Origin of the sequence: Saccharopolyspora sp. NPDC049357 (genome assembly GCF_040677225.1) — a bacterium.
Taxonomy (GTDB): Bacteria; Actinomycetota; Actinomycetes; order Mycobacteriales; family Pseudonocardiaceae; genus Saccharopolyspora.
The window spans coordinates 115,617-135,317 of record NZ_JBFAQJ010000003.1 but is presented as its reverse complement, the minus strand read 5'-3'; the positions used below and the strand labels follow the sequence as shown (position 1 = coordinate 135,317).

Below are 19,701 nucleotides of genomic sequence, written 5' to 3'. Positions count from 1 at the left end.
TGCGTGCCCGTGTCGGGGTGGCTCGTTAGTCTCGGGGCGTGACCAGCAAGGACGTTCACGAGCTCAATCCCAGCGAGGACGCCGAGGGCGTGCCCGCCGACCCCGCCGCCGCGAGCGCGGCCGAAGGCGTCGAGGACGTGCCGCCCGACGTGCGCGAACAGTACGCGGAGCTCGCCGAGGAGGTGCGCGGCCACCAGTTCCGCTACTACGTGCTGGATTCGCCCACGATCTCCGACGGCGAGTTCGACGAGCTGTTCACCCGGCTCCAGCGGATGGAGTCCGAGCATCCCGCGCTGCAGGCTCCCGACTCGCCCACGCAGGTGGTCGGTGGCACCTTCTCCACCGCGTTCACACCGGTCGCGCACCTGGAGCGCATGCTCAGCCTCGACAACGCCTTCGACTCCGAGGAGCTGGCGGCGTGGGTCGAGCGCGTGGAGCGCGAGGTCGGCGGCGGCGCCCACTACCTCTGCGAGCTGAAGATCGACGGCCTCGCGGTCAACCTGCTCTACCGCGACGGCCACCTGGAGCGGGCGCTGACCCGCGGTGACGGCCGCACCGGCGAGGACGTCACGCTCAACGTGCGCACCATGGGTGACGTGCCCGAGCAGCTCACCGGCACCGACGAGTACCCGGTTCCGGCCCTGGTGGAGGTGCGCGGCGAGATCTTCTTCCGCGTCGACGAGTTCGCCGAGCTCAACGCCAAGCTGGTCGACGCGGGCAAGGAACCGTTCGCCAACCCGCGCAACGCCGCCGCCGGATCGCTGCGCCAGAAGGACCCCCGGGTGAGCCGTTCCCGCCCGCTGCGGCTGATCTGCCACGGCCTGGGCAGGCGGGAGGGTTTCGAGCCGGAACGCCAGTCGGAGTCCTACGCGGCGCTCAAGGCGTGGGGCCTGCCGGTGTCCCGGCACACCGTCGTGCTGTCCACCGTGGATGAAGTCCTCGGCCACATCCAGCACTGGGGCAAGAACCGCGACTCCGCCGAGCACGAGATCGACGGCGTGGTCATCAAGGTCGACGAGGTCCCGCTGCAGCGCAGGCTCGGCGCCACCTCGCGCGCGCCGCGCTGGGCGATCGCCTACAAGTACCCGCCGGAGCAGGCCACCACCAAGCTGCTGAACATCGAGGTCAACGTGGGCCGCACCGGCAGGGTCACGCCGTTCGCGGTGATGGAGCCGGTCAAGGTCGCCGGTTCGACGGTGTCGATGGCGACTCTGCACAACGCCGACGAGGTGCGCCGCAAGGGCGTGTTCATCGGTGACCGCGTGGTCATCCGCAAGGCCGGTGACGTCATCCCCGAGGTCCTCGGCCCGGTCGCCGACGTGCGCACCGGTGACGAGCGCGAGTTCGTCATGCCGGAGGCCTGCCCGGAGTGCGGGGCGCGGCTGGCGCAGCAGAAGGAGGGCGACGTCGACCTGCGCTGCCCGAACGCCCAGGGCTGCCCGGGTCAGCAGCGGGAGCGGTTGTTCTACCTCGCCAGCCGCAAGGTCCTCGACATCGACGCGCTGGGTTACGAGGGCGCCTCCGCGCTGCTCAACGCGGGTGTGCTCGGCGACGAGGGCGACCTGTTCGACCTCGACGAGGCGAAGCTGCTCAAAACGCCGCTGTACACGACGAAGGAGGGCAACCTCTCCGCCAACGGCGCCAAGCTGCTGGCGAACCTGGAGGAGGCCAAGCAGAAGCCGCTGTGGCGGGTCCTGGTGGGGCTGTCGATCCGGCACGTCGGACCGACCGCGGGCCAGGCGTTGGCGCGGGAGTTCGTGACGCTGGAGCGGATCGAGCAGGCTTCCGAGGAGGAGCTGGCCAACACCGACGGCGTCGGGCCCACGATCGCCACGGCCGTGCGCGAGTGGTTCGCCGTGGAGTGGCACCGCGAGATCGTGCGCAAGTGGCGCGAAGCCGGTGTGCGGATGGCCGACGAGCGCGACGAGTCGATCCCCCGGACGCTGGAAGGCATGTCGATCGTGGTCACCGGGACGTTGCAGCAGTACTCCCGGGACGAGGCCAAGGAGTCGATCATGGCCCGCGGCGGCCGGGCGGCCGGTTCGGTGTCGAAGAAGACGGCGTTCGTGGTCGTCGGTGATTCCCCTGGCTCGAAGTACGACAAGGCCATGCAGCTGAAGGTCCCGGTGCTCGACGAGGACGGTTTCACAGTGCTCCTCCAGCAGGGCCCGGAAGCGGCCACCGAGCGGGCGCTGCCCCCGGAGGAGTGAGAAATCCGCTGGCGCGGGGTGGCAGGATCGCGGCCATGGCAACGATTCGGGCCGCCCTGCCGGCGGAGTACGAGGTCGTGGGGGAGATCGCGGCGAAGGCGTACGCCGATGCGGGCAACCTCCCGGCCGATGGTTCGTACGTGTCCGTGCTGCGCGACGCCGCCGACCGCGCTGCCGAAGCCGAGCTGCTCATCGCCCTCGACGGTGACCGGCCGGTCGGCACGGTGACCGTGATCCGCCCCGGCGACAGCTACGCGGAGATCGCGCGTGCGGGCGAGCTCGAGTTCAGGATGCTCGCGGTCGCTCCCGACGCCGGTGGTCAGGGCGTGGGCCGCCAGCTCGTCGAGGCTGTCGTGGAGCGCGCCCTGGCCGAAGGTTTCGGGCGTGTGGTGCTGTGCGTCTCGGAGACTGCGGAGACACCGCGACGCCTCTACGAGCGGATGGGGTTCCAGCGCCTGCCGGACCGCGACTGGAGCCCCAACGGTGACTTCCGCCTGCTCGGTTTCTGCCTCGACCTCGGGGCCTGAGCCGCGCCGGTCACCGGTGAGCGCGCCCGCGCTCGATGATCGGCAGTGGGCGGTTTTGGTCCGAATCGCCCGTGATCATCATGCCTTTTGCCGGGTCGGTTCGGACCACAACCGTCGGCTGGTGGGCGCAGCGCCTCAGCCGTCGAGGACGACCGAGACGATGCCCGCGAGGTGGGCGAGGCGTGCGAGTTCCGCCGCGCGGAACATCGGGCCGCCGGGGCGCCCGGCCAGCAGGACGCGGTCGGGCTTGCCGATGGGGGTGGCGGCCAGCTCGGTGCCCAGCTCCTGCCAGGTCTCCGGCACCCACGTCTCGTCGCCGTCGAGGATCGTGGCGCGCGGCAGCGGCAGCCACGGGAGCTCCAGGTAGCCCTCCTGCGGGGCGGAGGTGCTGGCGGCCAGTTGCTCGGCGCCGCCGGAGCGGTGCCCGAACACGATCGCCCAACCCGATCGGATGATCTTCGGGACGCCTTCGGCGAAGATCTGCAGGCCGCGTGCCGGCTCGGCCGCGATCTCCTCGACCAGCTCCAGCTCGCGGTGGGTGTCCAGCACGCCCGCGTAGGGGCGGACCGCGTCGACCTCGACGCCGTCGATGGACTCCGCTGCGGTGATCAGCACGTCCGGTGGGCGCCCGGAGGGCAGCTCCACCACGAGGTCGTCGATGGCCACGCCGCCGATGCGTTCGACGACGTCGACGCTGAGGATGTCGGCACCGATCTCGCCGAGCGCGCTCGCCACCGACCCGAGGTTGCCGGGTCGATCCGGTATCTGCACCCGGATGAGGAAGGACACCGGACTCAACGCCTCCAGTTTCATGCACGACACCTCGCCGGCCGCGCGTTTTTCCTTCGCCTGCTCGTCCGCTTGCGCGGCCACTCGTGCGAGGAACAACCGCGAGGAAATTGTGTCAGACGCGGCGTAGTCATCTTGCTACAGCACTCCACGGAGTAGAACGACCAGGCCATTCGCGAAAGTTCCCGGGCGCGCCTCGCCAGGCACGACCCCTGCCAGGTCTGGCAGCGTGGTCGCCATAGACTGGGATGTACTCGTAAACCGGACATGACCAGGGAGCCTTCGCAGTGTCCAAGATCTCCCGCGACGAGGTCGCACACCTCGCCGGCCTGGCGCGGCTGGCCGTCACCGAGGCCGAGCTCGACACCTTCGCAGGCCAGCTCGACCAGATCCTCGATGCGGTGGCGAAGGTGGGGCAGGTCGCTGCGGACGACATCCCACCCACGTCGCACGCCGTGCCGGTGACCAACGTCTTCCGCGAGGACGAGGTCCGCCCGGGCCTGACGCGCGAGCAGGCGCTCGCAGCGGCGCCCGCGGCCGAAGAGGACCGCTTCCGCGTTCCGCGCATTCTGACTGAGGAGGCCTGATGAGCCACGATTCCCCTTCCGCTTATCGAGGCCGACCGGGCGCGGGTGTCCCGCAGAACACTGAGGAGGCCTGATGAGCCTGACCGGGCTGACCGCGTCCGAGCTCGCCGCCAAGCTGGCGGCAGGGGAGGTCACGTCGGTCGAGGTGACCCAGGCGCACCTGGACCGCATCGCCGCCGTGGACCCGCTGGTGCACGCGTTCCTGCACGTCGACGCCGAGGGCGCGCTCGCCGCGGCCCGCAAGGCCGACGAGGACAGGGCCGCCGGCAAGGCGGCCTCGCCGCTGGCCGGTGTTCCGCTGGCGCTCAAGGACGTGCTGACCACCACCGACATGCCCACCACCGTCGGGTCGAAGATGCTCGAGGGCTGGATGGCGCCCTACGACGCCACGGTGACGCGCAGGCTGCGCGAGGCCGGTGTGGTCGTGCTGGGCAAGACCAACATGGACGAGTTCGCGATGGGCTCCTCCACCGAGAACTCCGCCTACGGCCCGACCCGCAACCCGTGGGACACCGACCGCATCCCGGGCGGCTCCGGCGGCGGCTCCTCGGCGGCGCTGGCCGCGTTCGAGGCGCCGCTGGCCATCGGCACCGACACCGGCGGTTCCATCCGCCAGCCGGGAGCGGTGACCGGCACCGTCGGTGTGAAGCCCACCTACGGCGGCGTGTCCCGCTACGGCCTGGTGGCGTTCTCCTCGTCCCTGGACCAGCCGGGCCCGTGCGCGCGCACCGTGCTGGACGCGGCCCTGCTGCACGAGGTCATCGCCGGGCACGACCCGATGGACTCCACCTCGATCGACCAGCCGGTCCCGCAGGTCGTCGAGGCCGCCAAGCAGGGCGCGAACGGCGACCTGACCGGTGTGAAGGTCGGCGTGGTCCGCGAGTTCTCCGGTGAGGGCTACCAGCCGGGCGTGCAGCGCGCCTTCGACGCCGCGGTCGCGCAGCTGTCGAAGCTGGGCGCCGAGGTCGTCGAGGTCTCGTGCCCGCACTTCGACTACGCGCTGGGCGCCTACTACCTGATCGCGCCGAGCGAGTGCTCGTCGAACCTGGCCCGCTTCGACTCGATGCGCTACGGCCTGCGCGTCGGAGACAACGGTGAGAACAGCGCCGAGCAGGTCATGTCGATGACCCGCGAGGCCGGTTTCGGCCCGGAGGTCAAGCGGCGCATCATGCTCGGCACCTACGCGCTGTCCTCGGGCTACTACGACGCCTACTACGGCCAGGCGCAGAAGGTGCGGACGCTGATCACCCGCGACTTCGACGCCGCGTTCGAGCAGGTCGACGTGCTGGTCTCGCCGACCACCCCGACCACGGCGTTCAAGATCGGGGAGCGGGTCGACGACCCGATGGCGATGTACCTCGCCGACCTGTGCACGATCCCGTCCAACCTGGCGGGCAACGCCGCCATGAGCATCCCGTGCGGACTGTCCGATGAGGACGGCCTTCCGGTGGGTCTGCAGATCATGGCTCCGGCCATGGCCGACGACCGGCTCTACCGGGTCGGCGCGGCCTACGAGGTCGCCAGGGACGCCGAGCAGGGCGGTCCGCTGATCAACCGTGCCCCGAAGCTGGAGGCGGCGGTATGAGCCGCTCCCACGCCACCGATGCAGGAGGTCGCAAAGTGAACCCGAAGTTGAAGGCAGCGTTCCAGCTCGCTTCCGTGCTCTCGGCGGCTTTCGGGCTGAAGGCGAGCTACAAGGCCGCCCGCGAGAAGAACGACAAGCTCGAACTGGCCGACGTCGTCATCACCACGCTCGGCCTGATCACCGGTACCGCGCTGGCGGTGCGCGCACTGCGCAAGGGGAGTGACGAGGAGTGACCGCCGTCGCCGAGATCATGGACTACGACGAGGTGCTGGCCCGGTTCGACCCGGTGCTGGGCCTCGAGGTCCACGTCGAGCTCTCCACCAAGACCAAGATGTTCTGCGGCTGCGCCAACGCGTTCGGCGCCGAGCCCAACACCCAGGTCTGCCCGGTGTGCCTGGGCCTGCCGGGCGCGCTGCCCGCGGTCAACGGCAAGGCCGTCGAGGCCGCGATCCGGATCGGTCTGGCGCTGAACTGCCAGGTCGCGGAGTGGTGCCGGTTCGCCCGGAAGAACTACTTCTACCCGGACATGCCGAAGAACTTCCAGACCTCGCAGTACGACGAGCCGATCGTCTTCGACGGTCACCTCGACGTGGTGCTCGACGACGGTGAGACGTTCCGCGTCGACATCGAGCGGGCGCACATGGAGGAGGACACCGGCAAGTCGCTGCACATGGGTGGTGCCACCGGTCGCATCCACGGCGCCGACTACTCGCTGCTGGACTACAACCGGGCAGGCGTGCCGCTGATCGAGATCGTCACCAAGCCGATCACCGGTGCCGGTGAGCGCGCCCCGGAGGTCGCCCGCGCCTACGTGACCGCGCTGCGCGACCTGCTGCGCGCGCTGAACGTCTCCGACGTGCGGATGGACCAGGGTTCGCTGCGCTGCGACGCGAACGTGTCGCTGATGCCCAAGGGCGCCGAGGAGTTCGGCACGCGCACCGAGACCAAGAACGTCAACTCGCTGCGCAGCGTCGAGCGCGCCGTGCGCTTCGAGATGCAGCGGCACGCGGCGGTGCTGACCTCCGGCGGGTCGATCCTGCAGGAGACCAGGCACTTCGACGAGTCCACCGGTTCGACCTCGGCGGGTCGCCCGAAGGAGACCTCGGAGGACTACCGGTACTTCCCGGAGCCCGACCTGGTGCCGATCGCGCCTTCGCGCGAGTGGGTCGAGGAGCTGTCCAAGACCCTGCCGGAGCTCCCGTGGGAGCGCCGTCGCCGCGCCAAGGAGGAGTGGGGCCTGTCCGACGAGGAGCTCCGCGACCTCGTCAACGCCGGTGCCCTGGAGCTCATCGCCGAGACGGTCGAGGCCGGTGCGGCTCCGGGCGACGCCCGTTCCTGGTGGGTCGCCTACCTGTCGCAGCAGGCCAACACCCGCGGCGTCGAGCTGGCTGACCTGGAGATCACGCCGAAGCAGGTCGCGCGGGTCGCGGCGCTGGTCGGCGAGGGCAAGCTGACCAACAAGCTGGCCCGCCAGGTCGTCGACGGAGTGCTCGACGGCGAGGGCGAGCCGGACGAGGTCGTCGCGGCTCGCGGCCTGGAGGTCGTCTCCGACGACTCCGAGCTGCAGAAGGCGGTCGACGAGGCCCTGGCGGCGCAGCCGGACATCGCGGAGAAGATCCGCGGCGGCAAGGTCCAGGCGGCCGGAGCGGTGGTCGGTTCGGTCATGAAGGCCACCAAGGGCCAGGCCGACGCCAAGCGGGTCCGCGAACTCGTCCTCAAGGCCTGCGGCCAGTAACCACGCATCACGAGGAACGCCCCCGACCGCCCCACCGGTCGGGGGCGTTCCTCGTTTGCGCGGACGGAGGCGATGTAGTGGTCCGGGCGGATCAGGAACGTGGTTCCCGCGTCGTCGGCGTCAGGTTCACGGCTCCTAGTCCTTGCCCGCCGTGCCGCCGGTCGGGGGCTCCAGGCGCAGGACCCGGTCGTCGCTGGGAACGGGACGGCCGCCGTCGCGGTTGGTGGTGCCCAGCCACACCATGCCGTCCGGGGCCAGCGCCGCCGTGGCGAAGCGGCCGTAGCGGTTCTCCAGGACCTTGGTGGGTTGGCCGGTGAAGCTGCCGTCCGGCGCCGGTTGCAGCGTGTAGAGCGCTGAGGCGTCGCGCAGCGCCACGATCACGGTGGACGGGTCCGCCGCGCATCCCGACACCCCGGGCCGATCCGGCCAGGTCCAGGCCGGATTGCCCAGCGGCTCACCGAACTTCACCTGGTAGAGGGAGTCCCTGCCGCTGTTGCGGTCGGTCACCCAGAACACGCTCAGCGCGGCCGTGCCGCAGATGCCGGTGGGCTCGTTCAGCCCGGAGGTCACCACCGGCGATTCGCGCTGCGGGTTCCCCTCGGCGGGTTTGCCGAAACCGTCGATGCGCAGCAGCTTCCCGGACAGCGTCGAGGGATTGGCGGAGTCGGCCGGGTCGCCGGCGTTGCCGGTGGCCACCAGCAACGCGCCCTTGCCGTCGTCGAGCAGCGCGCCCGAGTTGCCGGTGGGGCCCTTGGGGATCCCGGTCAGCACCGGCTTCGGGCTGTCGCCGCTGGCGATCCGCACGACCCGGTTGTCGGTGCCGGTGGTGACGTAGGCGTAGAAGAGCTCGTCCTCGTGGTACGTGGGCGACAGGGCCAGGCCCGTGAGCCCGCCGCCGCTGCTCGCGTCGACGGGAATTTGCGCCAGCTCAACGGGTTTCGCGCCCTTCTTCACGCGCAGCACGCGACCCGTGGAGCGCTCGCCGACCAGCGCGCTCTGCCCGTCCGGCAGCACCGCGATCGCACCGACCGGGTCCAGGCACGTCGTGATCACCGCCGGGTCGGGGTCCTCGCAGCCGACCGGTTGCGCGGGCGGCTGCGGTTTCGCCTCGCCCGGCGCCTCCGACGGTGGGGCTTCGCTCTCGAACGAGGGTTGCGGCCCGGCCTGCGGCGCCAGCGAGGGCTGCTCGGCGAACGGCCGGTTGTGCTCGTCGGGGAACTCGGCGCATCCGCTCAGCACGATTCCGAGCACCGCGAAGGCGCCCACCAGCGCACGAGTCCGACCCATCACGCCTCCGACCCTATCCGCAGCCGGGTGAACGCGTGGTGAGCCACCGCGATCAGCCGTTCCCGCTGGGTCGGGCGGGGCGGCGGGGTCAGAACGGGGGGTGGAGGGCGCGGCGGCGCGGTCGTCGGCTTTCCGGGAGCGGGAGGCGGATCCGGCGGACCAGCGGGGGTGGCGGGTCGATGCCGCGGCGGGCGCATTCGACGGCCTCGACCCGGCGCAGCAGCAGCGCCAACTCCTCCCGGACGGTGTCCGGGGCTTCCAGCGGGATGAAGTGGGACGCGTCGAGCAACCGCACCCTGGCCTGCGGGAGGGAACCGACCTGCCGGGCCGTGGTCAGCGGTTCGCCGAGGGGATCGTTGCGCCCGGCCAGCAGCGTGACCGGGCAGCTGATGCGCGGCAGGCCGTCGCGGACCGACGCGCTCCAGGCCAGCGCGAGTTCGACGTGCCTGCGCCAGTCGTGCTGCACCAGGTTGCGCAGGGCGGCCGTGATACCGGGGAGGTCGCCGTCGTCGGGCAGCAGGCCGACCTGGCGCAGCAGGCGGGCGGGCCAGTCCCCGACCGGCAGCTGGGCGGTGATGGACTCCAGCAGGTCACCGGTCAGGCGCAGCGAGGCAGAGCCGCCCGCGGCCAGCAGCCTGCGCATCGCGTCGGGCACGCCGACGCTGGACAGCAGCATCTCCGCGCCCGCCGTGGGCGGTCCTGCCAGCAGCAGGAGCCCGCGCACCCGGTCGGGGTGGCGGGCGGCGAGCTCCACGGCCAGGGAAGTGCCACCCGACCAGGCGAGGACGACGCAGTCGGGCGTGTCGGCGTCGTCGAGGACCGCGAGGGCGTCGGCCACGTGCTCACGGGTAGTGCCGGAGGAAATGCGCTCCGGTGACCAATTCAGCACCTGGGCCGCGCAATCGAGAGGAAGCAATTCCTGCGCCGAAACGAGTTCGGGAAGCATAAGCACCGCTCTCGGTGCGAACGAAGACGGCGGCCAGTCCTCACCGACGTCCAGGAAATGCGCACCACCTGCGAAGACATCGGATTTGGGCGACCTCGGCCCGCGGAATTCTGGCTCCTCCATCGGGACATTTTCCACCCCGGACGAGTCCTGTGGTATCGAACCTGTCACGTGTGGGGAAGGTTTTATCGCAAAGGGTCGCACTTTCAGGTGAAGATGCCCTAGCCTCCTGCGGCGTGAGCATCCAAGACGATCGCCCCGGCGGTGCGGGCGGCTCCCCCGACGATCGCAGCTACGGCGCGCACGCTCAGCGGCCCCGCGGCGCGAGGGTTTCGGCCAAGAGCACGCAGAGCCTCGGCGCACGCCAGCACAACTACTACGACGAAGACGACGGCTACAGCGACGGTGAAGCGACCTCGCTGGTGAGCGGCGTCGGCGAAGACTCCGGCTACGCCGAGGAACTCGGCAAGAAGCGCAAGCCCTTCGCCTGGAACGCGGGAACCGACCTCGGCCTGCTGATCCTGCGCCTGGCGCTGGGAGGGGTCTTCCTCCTGCACGGTTCGCAGAAGCTGTTCGGCACGTTCGGCGGCCCTGGCCCGGAGGGCTTCGCGGAGGTGCTGTCCGGCATGGGCTTCCAGCAGAGCGCCGCGCTCTCGCTGGTCACCGGGGGTACCGAGCTCGGTGCGGGTGCGCTGCTGGTCCTGGGCCTGTTCACGCCGGCCGCCGCGGCCGGCGTGGTGGGTCTGATGGCCAGCGCGGTGTTCGTCAAGCTGGGCGCCGGTTTCTTCAACGCCGATGGCGGGTTCGAGATGGATGCCATCCTCGGTGCCCTCGGTCTCGGCGTGATGTTCACCGGTCCCGGCCGGGTGGCCTTGGACTACGGGCGAGTGTGGTTCCGCCGTCCGTTGGGATTCGGCTTCTTCGGCCTGATCGTCGCGGCTGGCGCGGCCGCGGCGATTCTGATCCTCTTCCACCGCCCCTGAGACGAGCACCGACGAAATCGGGCCCCGGATCCAACCAAGGATCCGGGGCCCGATTTCACTTCCTCACAGTGCGACGTGGTCGTTTTGCTTGCCGGTGCGGGTGGCGGAACCTGAGCGGCTCCGTGGACTGCGGGTGCCACTCCTGATGTATGTCCAATACACGGCGGAGTGGCCGTCCTCGCCACGAAGCCGCTCAGAACCCGCGGCGGTGCCGGCTGCTCGGGTGGGGCAAGGAGAAAGTGGCTTCGCCACTTGGCTCACGCAACGACCCGGATCACTTGTTCACGTCGCGGACTGCGCCGTAGGAGGCTGAGGTGGCGAGTTTGGCGTAGGCGCGGAGGGCTGTGGTGACCTTGCGCTCGCGGTCGACCGGGTGCCAGGGGTTCTCGCTGGCCTCCATCTTGGCGCGGCGCTCGGCCAGGACCTGCTCGTCGACCAGCAGTTCCAGCTTGCGCTCGTGGACGTCGATGAGGATCTGGTCGCCGTTCTCCACCAGGCCGATGAGCCCGCCGCCCGCGGCCTCCGGCGAGATGTGCCCGACCGACAGCCCGGACGAACCACCGGAGAACCGGCCGTCGGTGATCAGCGCGCACTTCTTGCCCAGGCCGGAGCCCTTCAGGAACGCGGTCGGGTGCAGCATCTCCTGCATGCCGGGGCCGCCTGCGGGGCCCTCGTAGCGGATCACCAGCACCTCACCGGGCTGGATCTCCTTGTTCAGGATCGCCGACACCGCCTGCTCCTGGCTCTCCAGCACCCGCGCCGGACCCTGGAAGTGCCAGAGCTCCTCCTCGACGCCGGCCGCCTTGATGACCGCGCCGTCCTCGGCGAGGTTGCCCTTGAGCACGGCCAGACCGCCGTCGACGGTGTAGGCGTGCTCGACGTCGCGGATGCAGCCGTTGGCGGCGTCGGTGTCCAGCGACGACCAGCGGTTGTCGGTGGAGAACGCCTTCGTGGTGCGCACCCCGCCGGGCGCGGCGTGGAAGATCTCCAGGGCCTTCTCCGACGGCGATTCGCCGCGGACGTCCCACTCGGACAGCCACGCGGTCAGGCTCTCGCTGTGCACGGAGGCGACGTCGCGGTGCAGCAGACCGGCGCGGTCGAGCTCACCCATGATCGCGCTGATGCCGCCGGCCCGGTGCACGTCCTCCATGTGGTAGTCGGAGTTCGGCGCGACCTTCGACAGGCACGGCACCTTGCGGCTGATCTCGGCGATGTCGTCGAGCGTGAAGTCGATCTCGCCCTCCTGCGCGGCGGCGAGGGTGTGCAGCACCGTGTTGGTGGAACCGCCCATCGCCATGTCCAGCGCCATCGCGTTCTCGAAGGCCTGCTTGTTGGCGATCGAGCGCGGCAGGACGGTCTCGTCGTCGGACTGGTAGTAGCGCTTGGCGATGTTGACGACCGTGCGGCCGGCCTCCTGGAAGAGCTCGCGGCGCGCGGCGTGGGTGGCCAGCGTCGAGCCGTTGCCCGGCAGCGCCAGTCCCAGCGCCTCGGTCAGGCAGTTCATCGAGTTCGCGGTGAACATGCCCGAGCACGAACCGCAGGTCGGGCACGCGGAGCGCTCGACCTCGGAGAGGCCCTCGTCGTCGATCGCCGAGTTCGCCGAGGCCGAGATGGTGGTGATCAGGTCGGTCGGCGCGTGCGCGACGCCCTCGACCACGACGGCCTTGCCGGCCTCCATCGGGCCACCGGAGACGAACACCGCGGGGATGTTCAGCCGCATCGCGGCGTTGAGCATGCCCGGGGTGATCTTGTCGCAGTTGGAGATGCACACCAGCGCGTCGGCCTGGTGCGCGTTGACCATGTACTCCACCGAGTCGGCGATGATCTCCCGCGAGGGCAGCGAGTAGAGCATGCCGCTGTGGCCCATGGCGATTCCGTCGTCGACGGCGATGGTGTGGAACTCGCGCGGCACGCCGCCCGCCTCGCGGACCGTCTCGGCCACGACGTCACCGAGGTCGCGCAGGTGCACGTGACCGGGCACGAACTGGGTGTAGGAGTTGGCGATCGCGACGATCGGCTTGCCGAAGTCGTCGTCGGTCATGCCGGTGGCGCGCCACAGCGAACGGGCGCCGGCGGCATTCCGGCCGTGAGTCGTGGTTCGGGAACGCAGCTGAGGCATTGGGGAGACCTTCTTCGATTCCAGGCTCTGTGCGGTGGGGCCGGGTGCGGAGCCAGCGAGCTTCAACGCGAACGGCCCATCCCGCTGGCGTCGCCTTGTGGGCGCTAAGCGTGGCGGTGACCTTGACCCTACTCCTGCGAACACCGTGGTCGAGCACGGATGTCGGCCAGATTACGGGTCGGGACCCGCGGTGTCAGTCCTCGTCGGTGGACCGCGCGGTGGGGTCCGGGAGGTGTCCGCGGCTGACCAGGGAGATGGCCGGGAGGTCGCGCGGGCGCACGGTGGGCAACGTGACCTCGGCGCCGTCGGTGGTGCTGGCGCGGACCTTGGACTGCTTGGTGATGGCCAGGCCCTTCAGCGACTCCCAGCGCAGGGTGCGGCCGCCGACGAGGGTGCGGGTCTTGATCCGCTCGGCGTCGACGCTGGTGCCCGGCCGCAGCACGGCCCACAGGAGTGCGAGCGGGATCAGGAAGACCAGCGGACCCACCGGGCCGGAGGTGGTGGCCAGCGGTACCGCGCAGGCGGCGACCGCGAGCACGGCCAGCAGCGACACGCGGGGGACCCGGAAGTTCAGCGACTCCGGGATCTCGGTGCTCCGCGGCTCCGCGGCGGGCGCGGATTCGGTGCTCTGCGGTTCGGCGGCGTCGTCCTGGGGTGTCTCGCTCACCCCTCGATGCTCTCACCTGGCGGGCCTCGCCCGATCGGGGCCCGAGCCTCCCATCGGCTGGGAGTTCCGGAGCGGCGTGTATCACACCTGGCGCGAATCTCGTCGTGACGGCATCGCTGAACTGGGAAAAGCGCGAAGCCTCGGATCGTGGCAACCTGGACGGGCGCCCAGCATGCGAGACGATCATCCCGGATCGTTTGACGTGGCGCGACCGGTCCCATTAACGTCCTGGCCATGCTGCGACTGCACGACATTCTCGTACTTCCCTGGCGCGTCGACGCCTAAGGAAGTTCGCAGCGTCGACGCGCCAACCCTCGTGGGGCCTATTTGTGGCCTGCGGGGGTTTTTTCGTGTCCGGTCCCACTCCCAACCACCGAGGTTGACCCGATGACCAGCGCCAATACCAGGCAGAATCCGGTCCCGGCGCCCCCGCCAGGACGCCGACCCAAGCCCGCGCCGCCCAGCGGTGCTCCGGTGAAGATGACGGGTGCGCAGGCACTCGTCCGCTCGCTGGAGTCCGTGGGTTGCGAGGTCGTCTTCGGGATTCCGGGTGGCACCATCCTCCCGTCCTACGACCCCTTGCTCGACTCCGAGAAGGTCCGGCACGTGCTGGTCCGCCACGAGCAGGGCGGCGGGCACGCGGCGACCGGATACGCGCAGGCCACCGGCAAGGTCGGTGTGTGCATGGCCACCTCCGGCCCGGGTGCGACGAACCTGGTCACCCCGCTCGCCGACGCGCACATGGACTCCGTCCCGGTCGTGGCGATCACCGGTCAGCAGTCCACCGGCCTGATCGGCACCGACGCCTTCCAGGAAGCCGACATCTGCGGCATCACGCTGCCGATCACCAAGCACAACTTCCTGGTCACCGACGCCGAGGACATCCCGCGGATCATCGCCGAGGCGTTCTACATCGCCGCCAGCGGCCGTCCGGGTCCGGTGCTGGTCGACATCCCCAAGGACGTCCAGCAGGCCACCATGTCCTTCTCCTGGCCGCCGGAGATGAAGCTGCCGGGTTACCGGCCGACCAGCAAGCCGCACGGCAAGCAGGTCCGCGAGGCCGCGAAGCTCATGGTCGAGGCCAAGCAGCCGGTCCTCTACGTCGGTGGCGGTGTCATCAAGGCGGAGGCGCACGCCGAGCTGCGGCAGCTGGCCGAGCGCACGGGCATCCCGGTGGTCACCACGCTGATGGCGCGCGGCGCGTTCCCGGACTCGCACCCGCAGCACCTCGGCATGCCCGGCATGCACGGCACGGTCGCCGCGGTCGCCGCGATGCAGCGCTCCGACCTGCTGATCGCCCTGGGCACCCGGTTCGACGACCGGGTCACCGGCCAGCTCTCGTCGTTCGCGCCCGACGCCAAGGTCGTGCACGCCGACATCGACCCGGCCGAGATCTCCAAGAACCGCCACGCCGACGTCCCGATCGTCGGTGACTGCAAGGACGTCATCGCCGAGCTCACCGAGGCGTTCGGGACCGCCGAGGCCGAGGACGGCACCGCCGACCTGACGGCGTGGTGGGCGATGCTGGACGACATCCGCGGCCGGTTCCCGCTCGGGTACGCCGAGCCCAGCGACGGCAGCCTGTCGCCGGAGTACGTCATCGAGCGGCTGGGCAAGATCGCCGGCACCGACGCGGTCTACGCGGCGGGCGTGGGTCAGCACCAGATGTGGGCCGCGCAGTTCATCGGCTACGACAACCCGCGTTCCTGGCTGAACTCCGGTGGTCTGGGGACCATGGGCTACGCGGTTCCCGCGGCCATGGGCGCCAAGGCCGGCGTGCCGGACAAGGTCGTGTGGGCCATCGACGGCGACGGCTGCTTCCAGATGACCAACCAGGAGCTCGCGACCTGCGCGATCGAGGACATCCCCATCAAGGTGGCCATCATCAACAACGGCAACCTGGGTATGGTCCGGCAGTGGCAGAACCTGTTTTACGCCGAGCGTTACTCACACAGCGACCTCGGCACCCACAAGCACCGCATCCCGGACTTCAAGCTGCTCGCCGACGCCTACGGGTGCGCCGGCCTGCGGTGTGAGTCCAAAGAGGACGTCGACAGCGTCATCCAGCGGGCTATGGAGATCAACGACCGACCGGTCGTGATCGACTTCGTGGTGGGCAAGGACGCCCAGGTGTGGCCGATGGTGGCGGCAGGCACCGGCAACGACGAGATCATGGCGGCACGCGGCATCCGCCCGTTGTTCGAGGAGGACGAGGCGTGACTAGGCATACCTTGAGCGTTCTGGTGGAGAACGTTCCCGGTGTTCTCGCTCGGGTTTCCGGGCTGTTCTCCCGCCGCAGCTTCAACATCGAGTCGCTCGCGGTCGGCCCGACCGAGCACCCGGAGATCTCCCGGATGACGATCGTGGTCGCCGTCAGCGACCAGCCCCTGGAGCAGGTCACCAAGCAGCTCAACAAGCTGGTGAACGTGATCAAGATCGTGGAGCTGGAGGACGACGCCGCTGTGCAGCGCGAGCTGCTGCTGGTCAAGGTCCGCGCCGACTCCTCGGTGCGCAGCCAGGTCCTGGAGACCGTGCAGCTGTTCCGCGCCAAGGTGGTGGACGTCTCGCCGGAGGCGCTGACCATCGAGGCCACCGGCCCCGCCGATAAGCTCGACGCGTTGCTGCGAATGCTGGAACCCTACGGCGTCCGCGAGATGGTGCAGTCGGGAACGATCGCGATCGGGCGTGGCCCCCGCTCCATCACGGCCACCGCAGTGCGCTGACAACCGGCTACCCCGCCACAGGGCCCACCAGGCTCACGAGCTAGCGGTTGCCAGCCACGGCCGACAACCGATGAAGTCCCGAAAGGAAACGCTGAATCACCATGGCAGTTGAAATCTTCTACGACGCGGACGCGGACCTCGGCATCGTGCAGGGCCGCAAGGTCGCCGTCATCGGCTACGGCAGCCAGGGCCACGCACACGCGCTGAGCCTGCGGGACTCGGGCGTGGACGTGCGCATCGGCCTGCCGGAGGGTTCCAAGTCCCGCGCCAAGGCCGAGGAGGAGGGCCTGAAGGTCCTCACCCCGTCCGAGGCGTCGGCCGAGGCCGACCTGATCATGATCCTGGCGCCCGACACCAAGCAGCGCGAGATCTACGCCAACGACGTCGCCCCGAACCTCAAGCAGGGTGACGCGCTGTTCTTCGGTCACGGCTTCAACATCCGCTACGGCCTGATCCAGCCGCCGGCCGACGTCGACGTCGCGATGGTCGCCCCGAAGGGCCCGGGTCACCTGGTCCGCCGCCAGTTCGTCGACGGCAAGGGCGTGCCGTGCCTGATCGCCGTCGAGCAGGACGCCTCGGGCAACGCCCAGGCCCTGGCGCTGTCCTACGCCGCCGCCATCGGCGGTGCCCGCGCCGGCGTCATCAAGACCACCTTCAAGGAGGAGACCGAGACCGACCTGTTCGGTGAGCAGGCCGTCCTCTGCGGTGGTGCCTCCGCGCTGGTGCAGAACGGTTTCGAGGTGCTGGTCGAGGCCGGTTACCAGCCGGAGATCGCCTACTTCGAGGTCCTGCACGAGCTCAAGCTGATCGTGGACCTGATGTGGGAGGGCGGCATCGCCGGTCAGCGCTACTCCTGCTCGGACACCGCCGAGTACGGCGACCTCACCCGCGGCCCGCGTGTCATCGACTCGCACGTCAAGGACTCGATGCGCAAGGTGCTCGGTGAGATCCAGGACGGCACCTTCGCCAAGGAGTGGGTGGCCGAGGACGAGTCGGGCCGCCCGAACTTCACCAAGCTCCAGGCCCAGGGCAACGCCCACCAGATCGAAGAGGTCGGCAAGAAGCTGCGCTCGCTGATGTCCTGGACCAACAAGTGAGCTGATTCGCGAGCTCTCCGGAGCCCTCTGCAGCGTTGACCCGCCTGGCCCGGTGAAACCTCTCGAACGAGGTTTCACCGGGCCTCGCGTGTTCCGGCGGTGGTGGGTAGGTTTCCGCCGGGCGGGTCTCCCACAACGGGATATCGCTATGAGTGAGGGATACGGTACGCATCGTGAGTGCAGAGAACGAGATCGTCGACGACAAAGCGCATGTCCGCGACAAATTGGACTTCTCAGTCGCGGAGTGGATCACGAGCACGGATGATCCGGACGAACCGGGCGTCGAGATCGCGTTCGTCGACGGTTATGTGGGGATGCGGAACGGGGCGGATCCGGAGGGCCCCGTTCTCGTTTTCACCCCCGAGGAATGGGACGCGTTCGTCGCGGGCGCCAAGGACGGCGAATTCGACGAACCGTGAAGCGCGGCCGCCGGTTCGGGCCTGATGTCGTCGGCGTGGGCCCGTTCGGGTGCCGATCTCTCCCGCACTCTGGAACGAATGCCTCTTGCACGGGGCGTGATCTGCGATAATGCTGAAAGAGCGGGTCTTGTGGACGTGTTCGATCCAGCGGTGATCCGAGCTACACCCTTGTGAATGCTTTCTCAATCTCCCGTTAAACTTCCCCCGTCCGGGCACATCGTCGTGCCGATCGTGATCTTCCAGCTTGGAGTTCGCCCGTGACCAACGCAAGCCGTCCTGTCGTTCTTCTCGCCGAGAAGTTGGCCCCGTCCGTGATCGACGCCCTCGGCGAAGAGGTCGAGATCCGCAACGTGGACGGCACCGACCGTCCGGCGCTGCTCGACGCTGTCGCCGACGCCGATGCGCTGCTGGTCCGTTCCGCAACCAAGGTCGATGCCGAAGTCCTGTCGGCGGCCAAGACCCTCAAGGTCGTCGCCCGCGCAGGCGTCGGCCTCGACAACGTCGAGGTGCCCGCCGCCACCGAGCGCGGCGTGATGGTGGTCAACGCCCCCACCTCCAACATCGTCTCCGCCGCCGAGCACGCCATGGCGCTGCTGCTGTCGGTGGTCCGCAACGTGCCGCAGGCCGACGCGAGCCTGAAGGGCGGCGCCTGGAAGCGCAGCTCCTACGGCGGCGTCGAGCTCAACGGCAAGACCGTCGGTGTCGTCGGCCTGGGCAAGATCGGGCAGCTGTTCGCCGCCCGCGTCGCCGCCTTCGGCACCAAGCTCATCGCCTACGACCCCTACGTGTCGCCGGCCCGCGCCGCCCAGCTGGGCATCGAGCTGGTCTCGCTGGAGGAGCTGCTCAGCCGCGCCGACGCGCTGTCGATCCACCTCCCGAAGACCGCCGAGACCCTGGGCCTGATCGGTGCCGAGGAGCTCAAGAAGGCCAAGCCGAACCTGATCATCATCAACGCCGCTCGCGGTGGCCTGGTCGACGAGGACGCGCTGGCCGACGCGCTGCGCAACGGCACCATCGCCGGCGCGGGCATCGACGTGTTCAAGTCCGAGCCGATCACCGACAGCCCGCTGTTCGCCCTGGACAACGTCGTGGTGACCCCGCACCTGGGTGCCTCCACCACTGAGGCGCAGGACCGCGCGGGCACCGACGTGGCCAAGTCGGTCCGGCTGGCGCTGCGCGGCGACTTCGTCCCGGACGCGGTCAACGTCCAGGGCGGTGCGGTCGGCGAGGAGGTCCGCCCGTACCTGTCGCTGACCCAGAAGCTGGGCCAGCTGCTGGCCGCGCTGCAGGGCGGCACCCCGAGCTCGGTGACCATCGAGGCCCGCGGCGAGCTGGCCGACGAGGACGTCTCGGTGCTGCAGCTGGCGGCGCTGCGCGGCGTGTTCGCCGGTGCGGTCGAGAGCCAGGTGACCTTCGTCAACGCCCCGCAGCTGGCCGAGGAGCTGGGTGTCCAGGTCGAGGTCAAGACGACCTCGGAGAGCCCGAACCACCGCAGCGTCGTGTCGCTGCGCGCGCACATGGCCGACGGCAGCACCTCGGTGGTCTCCGGTGCGCTGTCGGGCCCGAACCAGGTGGAGAAGCTGGTCGAGGTCAACGGTCGGCACTTCGACCTGCGGGCCGAGGGCAACGTGCTGCTGCTGGAGTACCCGGACCGCCCGGGCGTGATGGGCAAGGTCGGCACGCTGCTGGGCGAGGTCGGCGTGAACATCGAGGCCGCGACGGTCAGCCAGACCACCGAGCGCTCCGAGGCGATCATGCTGCTGCGCGTGGACCGTCCGGTCGAGCAGGGCGTGCTGGAGCCGATCGGCGCTGCCGTGGGTGCGCGCATCGTGCGCACCGTCAGCTTTGAGTGAGCCCGCAACGAGGTGTCGCTGAGTAGGTGCTCAACGACGGGTTCGCACGCTGAATAGCTCGAAAGCGTGAGAAGGGGTCGTTCCATTCCGTGGGACGGCCCCTCGCGCGTACCTGGACCGAAACAGTGTGTCACCCGAATGGGTGTCCCACAGTTCGGGACTTATCATCCACTT

Annotated in this window: 17 protein-coding genes; 12 read left to right on the top strand and 5 right to left on the bottom strand. The window is 69.7% G+C overall.

Going from position 1 to position 19,701, the window contains the following annotated elements:
* Window positions 1-38 precede the first annotated feature (38 nt).
* Together ligA and AB0J91_RS03820 are read left to right on the top strand one after the other, a co-directional pair.
* Window positions 39-2,210: an NAD-dependent DNA ligase LigA gene (gene ligA, locus AB0J91_RS03825; protein WP_363863910.1), complete on the top strand. Its 2,172-nt coding sequence runs from the start codon at window positions 39-41 to the stop codon at window positions 2,208-2,210.
* A gap of 35 nt (window positions 2,211-2,245) precedes the next feature.
* Entirely contained in the window at window positions 2,246-2,737 is a 492-nt protein-coding gene (locus tag AB0J91_RS03820; protein ID WP_363863908.1) for a GNAT family N-acetyltransferase, read from the top strand.
* A gap of 135 nt (window positions 2,738-2,872) precedes the next feature.
* Here the strand turns inward: AB0J91_RS03820 and AB0J91_RS03815 are convergent, their stop codons facing one another.
* The gene (locus AB0J91_RS03815; protein ID WP_165943697.1) at window positions 2,873-3,526 is read right to left on the bottom strand and encodes an amino acid-binding protein; all 654 of its coding nucleotides are present in this window, start codon (window positions 3,524-3,526) and stop codon (window positions 2,873-2,875) included.
* Window positions 3,527-3,813: 287 nt separating this feature from the next.
* Here AB0J91_RS03815 and gatC point away from each other — a divergent pair, with 287 nt between their 5' ends.
* The 4 genes from gatC (at window position 3,814) to gatB (ending at window position 7,433) form a co-directional block, all read left to right on the top strand.
* On the top strand, window positions 3,814-4,113 hold the full coding sequence (gene gatC / locus AB0J91_RS03810; RefSeq protein WP_093413507.1) for an Asp-tRNA(Asn)/Glu-tRNA(Gln) amidotransferase subunit GatC: 300 nt from the start codon (window positions 3,814-3,816) through the stop codon (window positions 4,111-4,113).
* Window positions 4,114-4,186: 73 nt separating this feature from the next.
* On the top strand, window positions 4,187-5,698 hold the full coding sequence (gatA, locus tag AB0J91_RS03805) for an Asp-tRNA(Asn)/Glu-tRNA(Gln) amidotransferase subunit GatA (RefSeq protein WP_363863906.1): 1,512 nt from the start codon (window positions 4,187-4,189) through the stop codon (window positions 5,696-5,698).
* A 35-nt stretch (window positions 5,699-5,733) separates the two neighbouring features.
* Complete coding sequence (locus AB0J91_RS03800; RefSeq protein WP_363788928.1) at window positions 5,734-5,931, top strand: hypothetical protein; 198 nt, start codon at window positions 5,734-5,736, stop codon at window positions 5,929-5,931.
* Window positions 5,928-7,433, top strand: a complete 1,506-nt coding sequence (gene gatB, locus AB0J91_RS03795; RefSeq protein ID WP_363863904.1) for an Asp-tRNA(Asn)/Glu-tRNA(Gln) amidotransferase subunit GatB — start codon at window positions 5,928-5,930, stop codon at window positions 7,431-7,433. The genes AB0J91_RS03800 and gatB overlap by 4 nt, the downstream gene beginning before the upstream one ends.
* 135 nt (window positions 7,434-7,568) lie before the next feature.
* On the opposite strand, the gene AB0J91_RS03790 is transcribed toward gatB, so the two are convergent.
* On the bottom strand, window positions 7,569-8,720 hold the full coding sequence (locus AB0J91_RS03790) for a PQQ-dependent sugar dehydrogenase (protein ID WP_363863902.1): 1,152 nt from the start codon (window positions 8,718-8,720) through the stop codon (window positions 7,569-7,571).
* Window positions 8,721-8,808: 88 nt separating this feature from the next.
* The gene (locus tag AB0J91_RS03785) at window positions 8,809-9,666 is read right to left on the bottom strand and encodes an alpha/beta hydrolase (RefSeq protein ID WP_363864117.1); all 858 of its coding nucleotides are present in this window, start codon (window positions 9,664-9,666) and stop codon (window positions 8,809-8,811) included.
* A 236-nt stretch (window positions 9,667-9,902) separates the two neighbouring features.
* Here AB0J91_RS03785 and AB0J91_RS03780 point away from each other — a divergent pair, with 236 nt between their 5' ends.
* Window positions 9,903-10,649 (top strand): DoxX family protein, encoded by a 747-nt coding sequence (locus AB0J91_RS03780; protein ID WP_363863900.1) that lies wholly within the window; start codon window positions 9,903-9,905, stop codon window positions 10,647-10,649.
* A gap of 274 nt (window positions 10,650-10,923) precedes the next feature.
* Here the strand turns inward: AB0J91_RS03780 and ilvD are convergent, their stop codons facing one another.
* Complete coding sequence (ilvD, locus tag AB0J91_RS03775) at window positions 10,924-12,768, bottom strand: dihydroxy-acid dehydratase (RefSeq protein WP_363863899.1); 1,845 nt, start codon at window positions 12,766-12,768, stop codon at window positions 10,924-10,926.
* 193 nt (window positions 12,769-12,961) lie between these two features.
* On the bottom strand, window positions 12,962-13,435 hold the full coding sequence (locus AB0J91_RS03770) for a PH domain-containing protein (RefSeq protein WP_363863897.1): 474 nt from the start codon (window positions 13,433-13,435) through the stop codon (window positions 12,962-12,964).
* Window positions 13,436-13,822: 387 nt separating this feature from the next.
* On the opposite strand from AB0J91_RS03770, the gene AB0J91_RS03765 reads away from it, so the two are divergent.
* The 5 genes from AB0J91_RS03765 to serA all read left to right on the top strand — a co-directional run bounded on the left by AB0J91_RS03765 (window position 13,823) and on the right by serA (window position 19,527).
* On the top strand, window positions 13,823-15,655 hold the full coding sequence (locus tag AB0J91_RS03765) for an acetolactate synthase large subunit (RefSeq protein WP_363863895.1): 1,833 nt from the start codon (window positions 13,823-13,825) through the stop codon (window positions 15,653-15,655).
* A complete protein-coding gene (gene ilvN / locus AB0J91_RS03760) occupies window positions 15,652-16,158 on the top strand; it encodes an acetolactate synthase small subunit (protein WP_145737715.1) in 507 nt (168 codons plus the stop codon). The genes AB0J91_RS03765 and ilvN overlap by 4 nt, the downstream gene beginning before the upstream one ends.
* A 101-nt stretch (window positions 16,159-16,259) precedes the next feature.
* The gene (ilvC, locus tag AB0J91_RS03755) at window positions 16,260-17,255 is read left to right on the top strand and encodes a ketol-acid reductoisomerase (RefSeq protein WP_363788936.1); all 996 of its coding nucleotides are present in this window, start codon (window positions 16,260-16,262) and stop codon (window positions 17,253-17,255) included.
* A 173-nt stretch (window positions 17,256-17,428) separates the two neighbouring features.
* On the top strand, window positions 17,429-17,674 hold the full coding sequence (locus AB0J91_RS03750) for a DUF397 domain-containing protein (RefSeq protein ID WP_132627456.1): 246 nt from the start codon (window positions 17,429-17,431) through the stop codon (window positions 17,672-17,674).
* A gap of 257 nt (window positions 17,675-17,931) precedes the next feature.
* On the top strand, window positions 17,932-19,527 hold the full coding sequence (serA, locus tag AB0J91_RS03745) for a phosphoglycerate dehydrogenase (protein WP_363863893.1): 1,596 nt from the start codon (window positions 17,932-17,934) through the stop codon (window positions 19,525-19,527).
* Window positions 19,528-19,701: the final 174 nt, after the last annotated feature.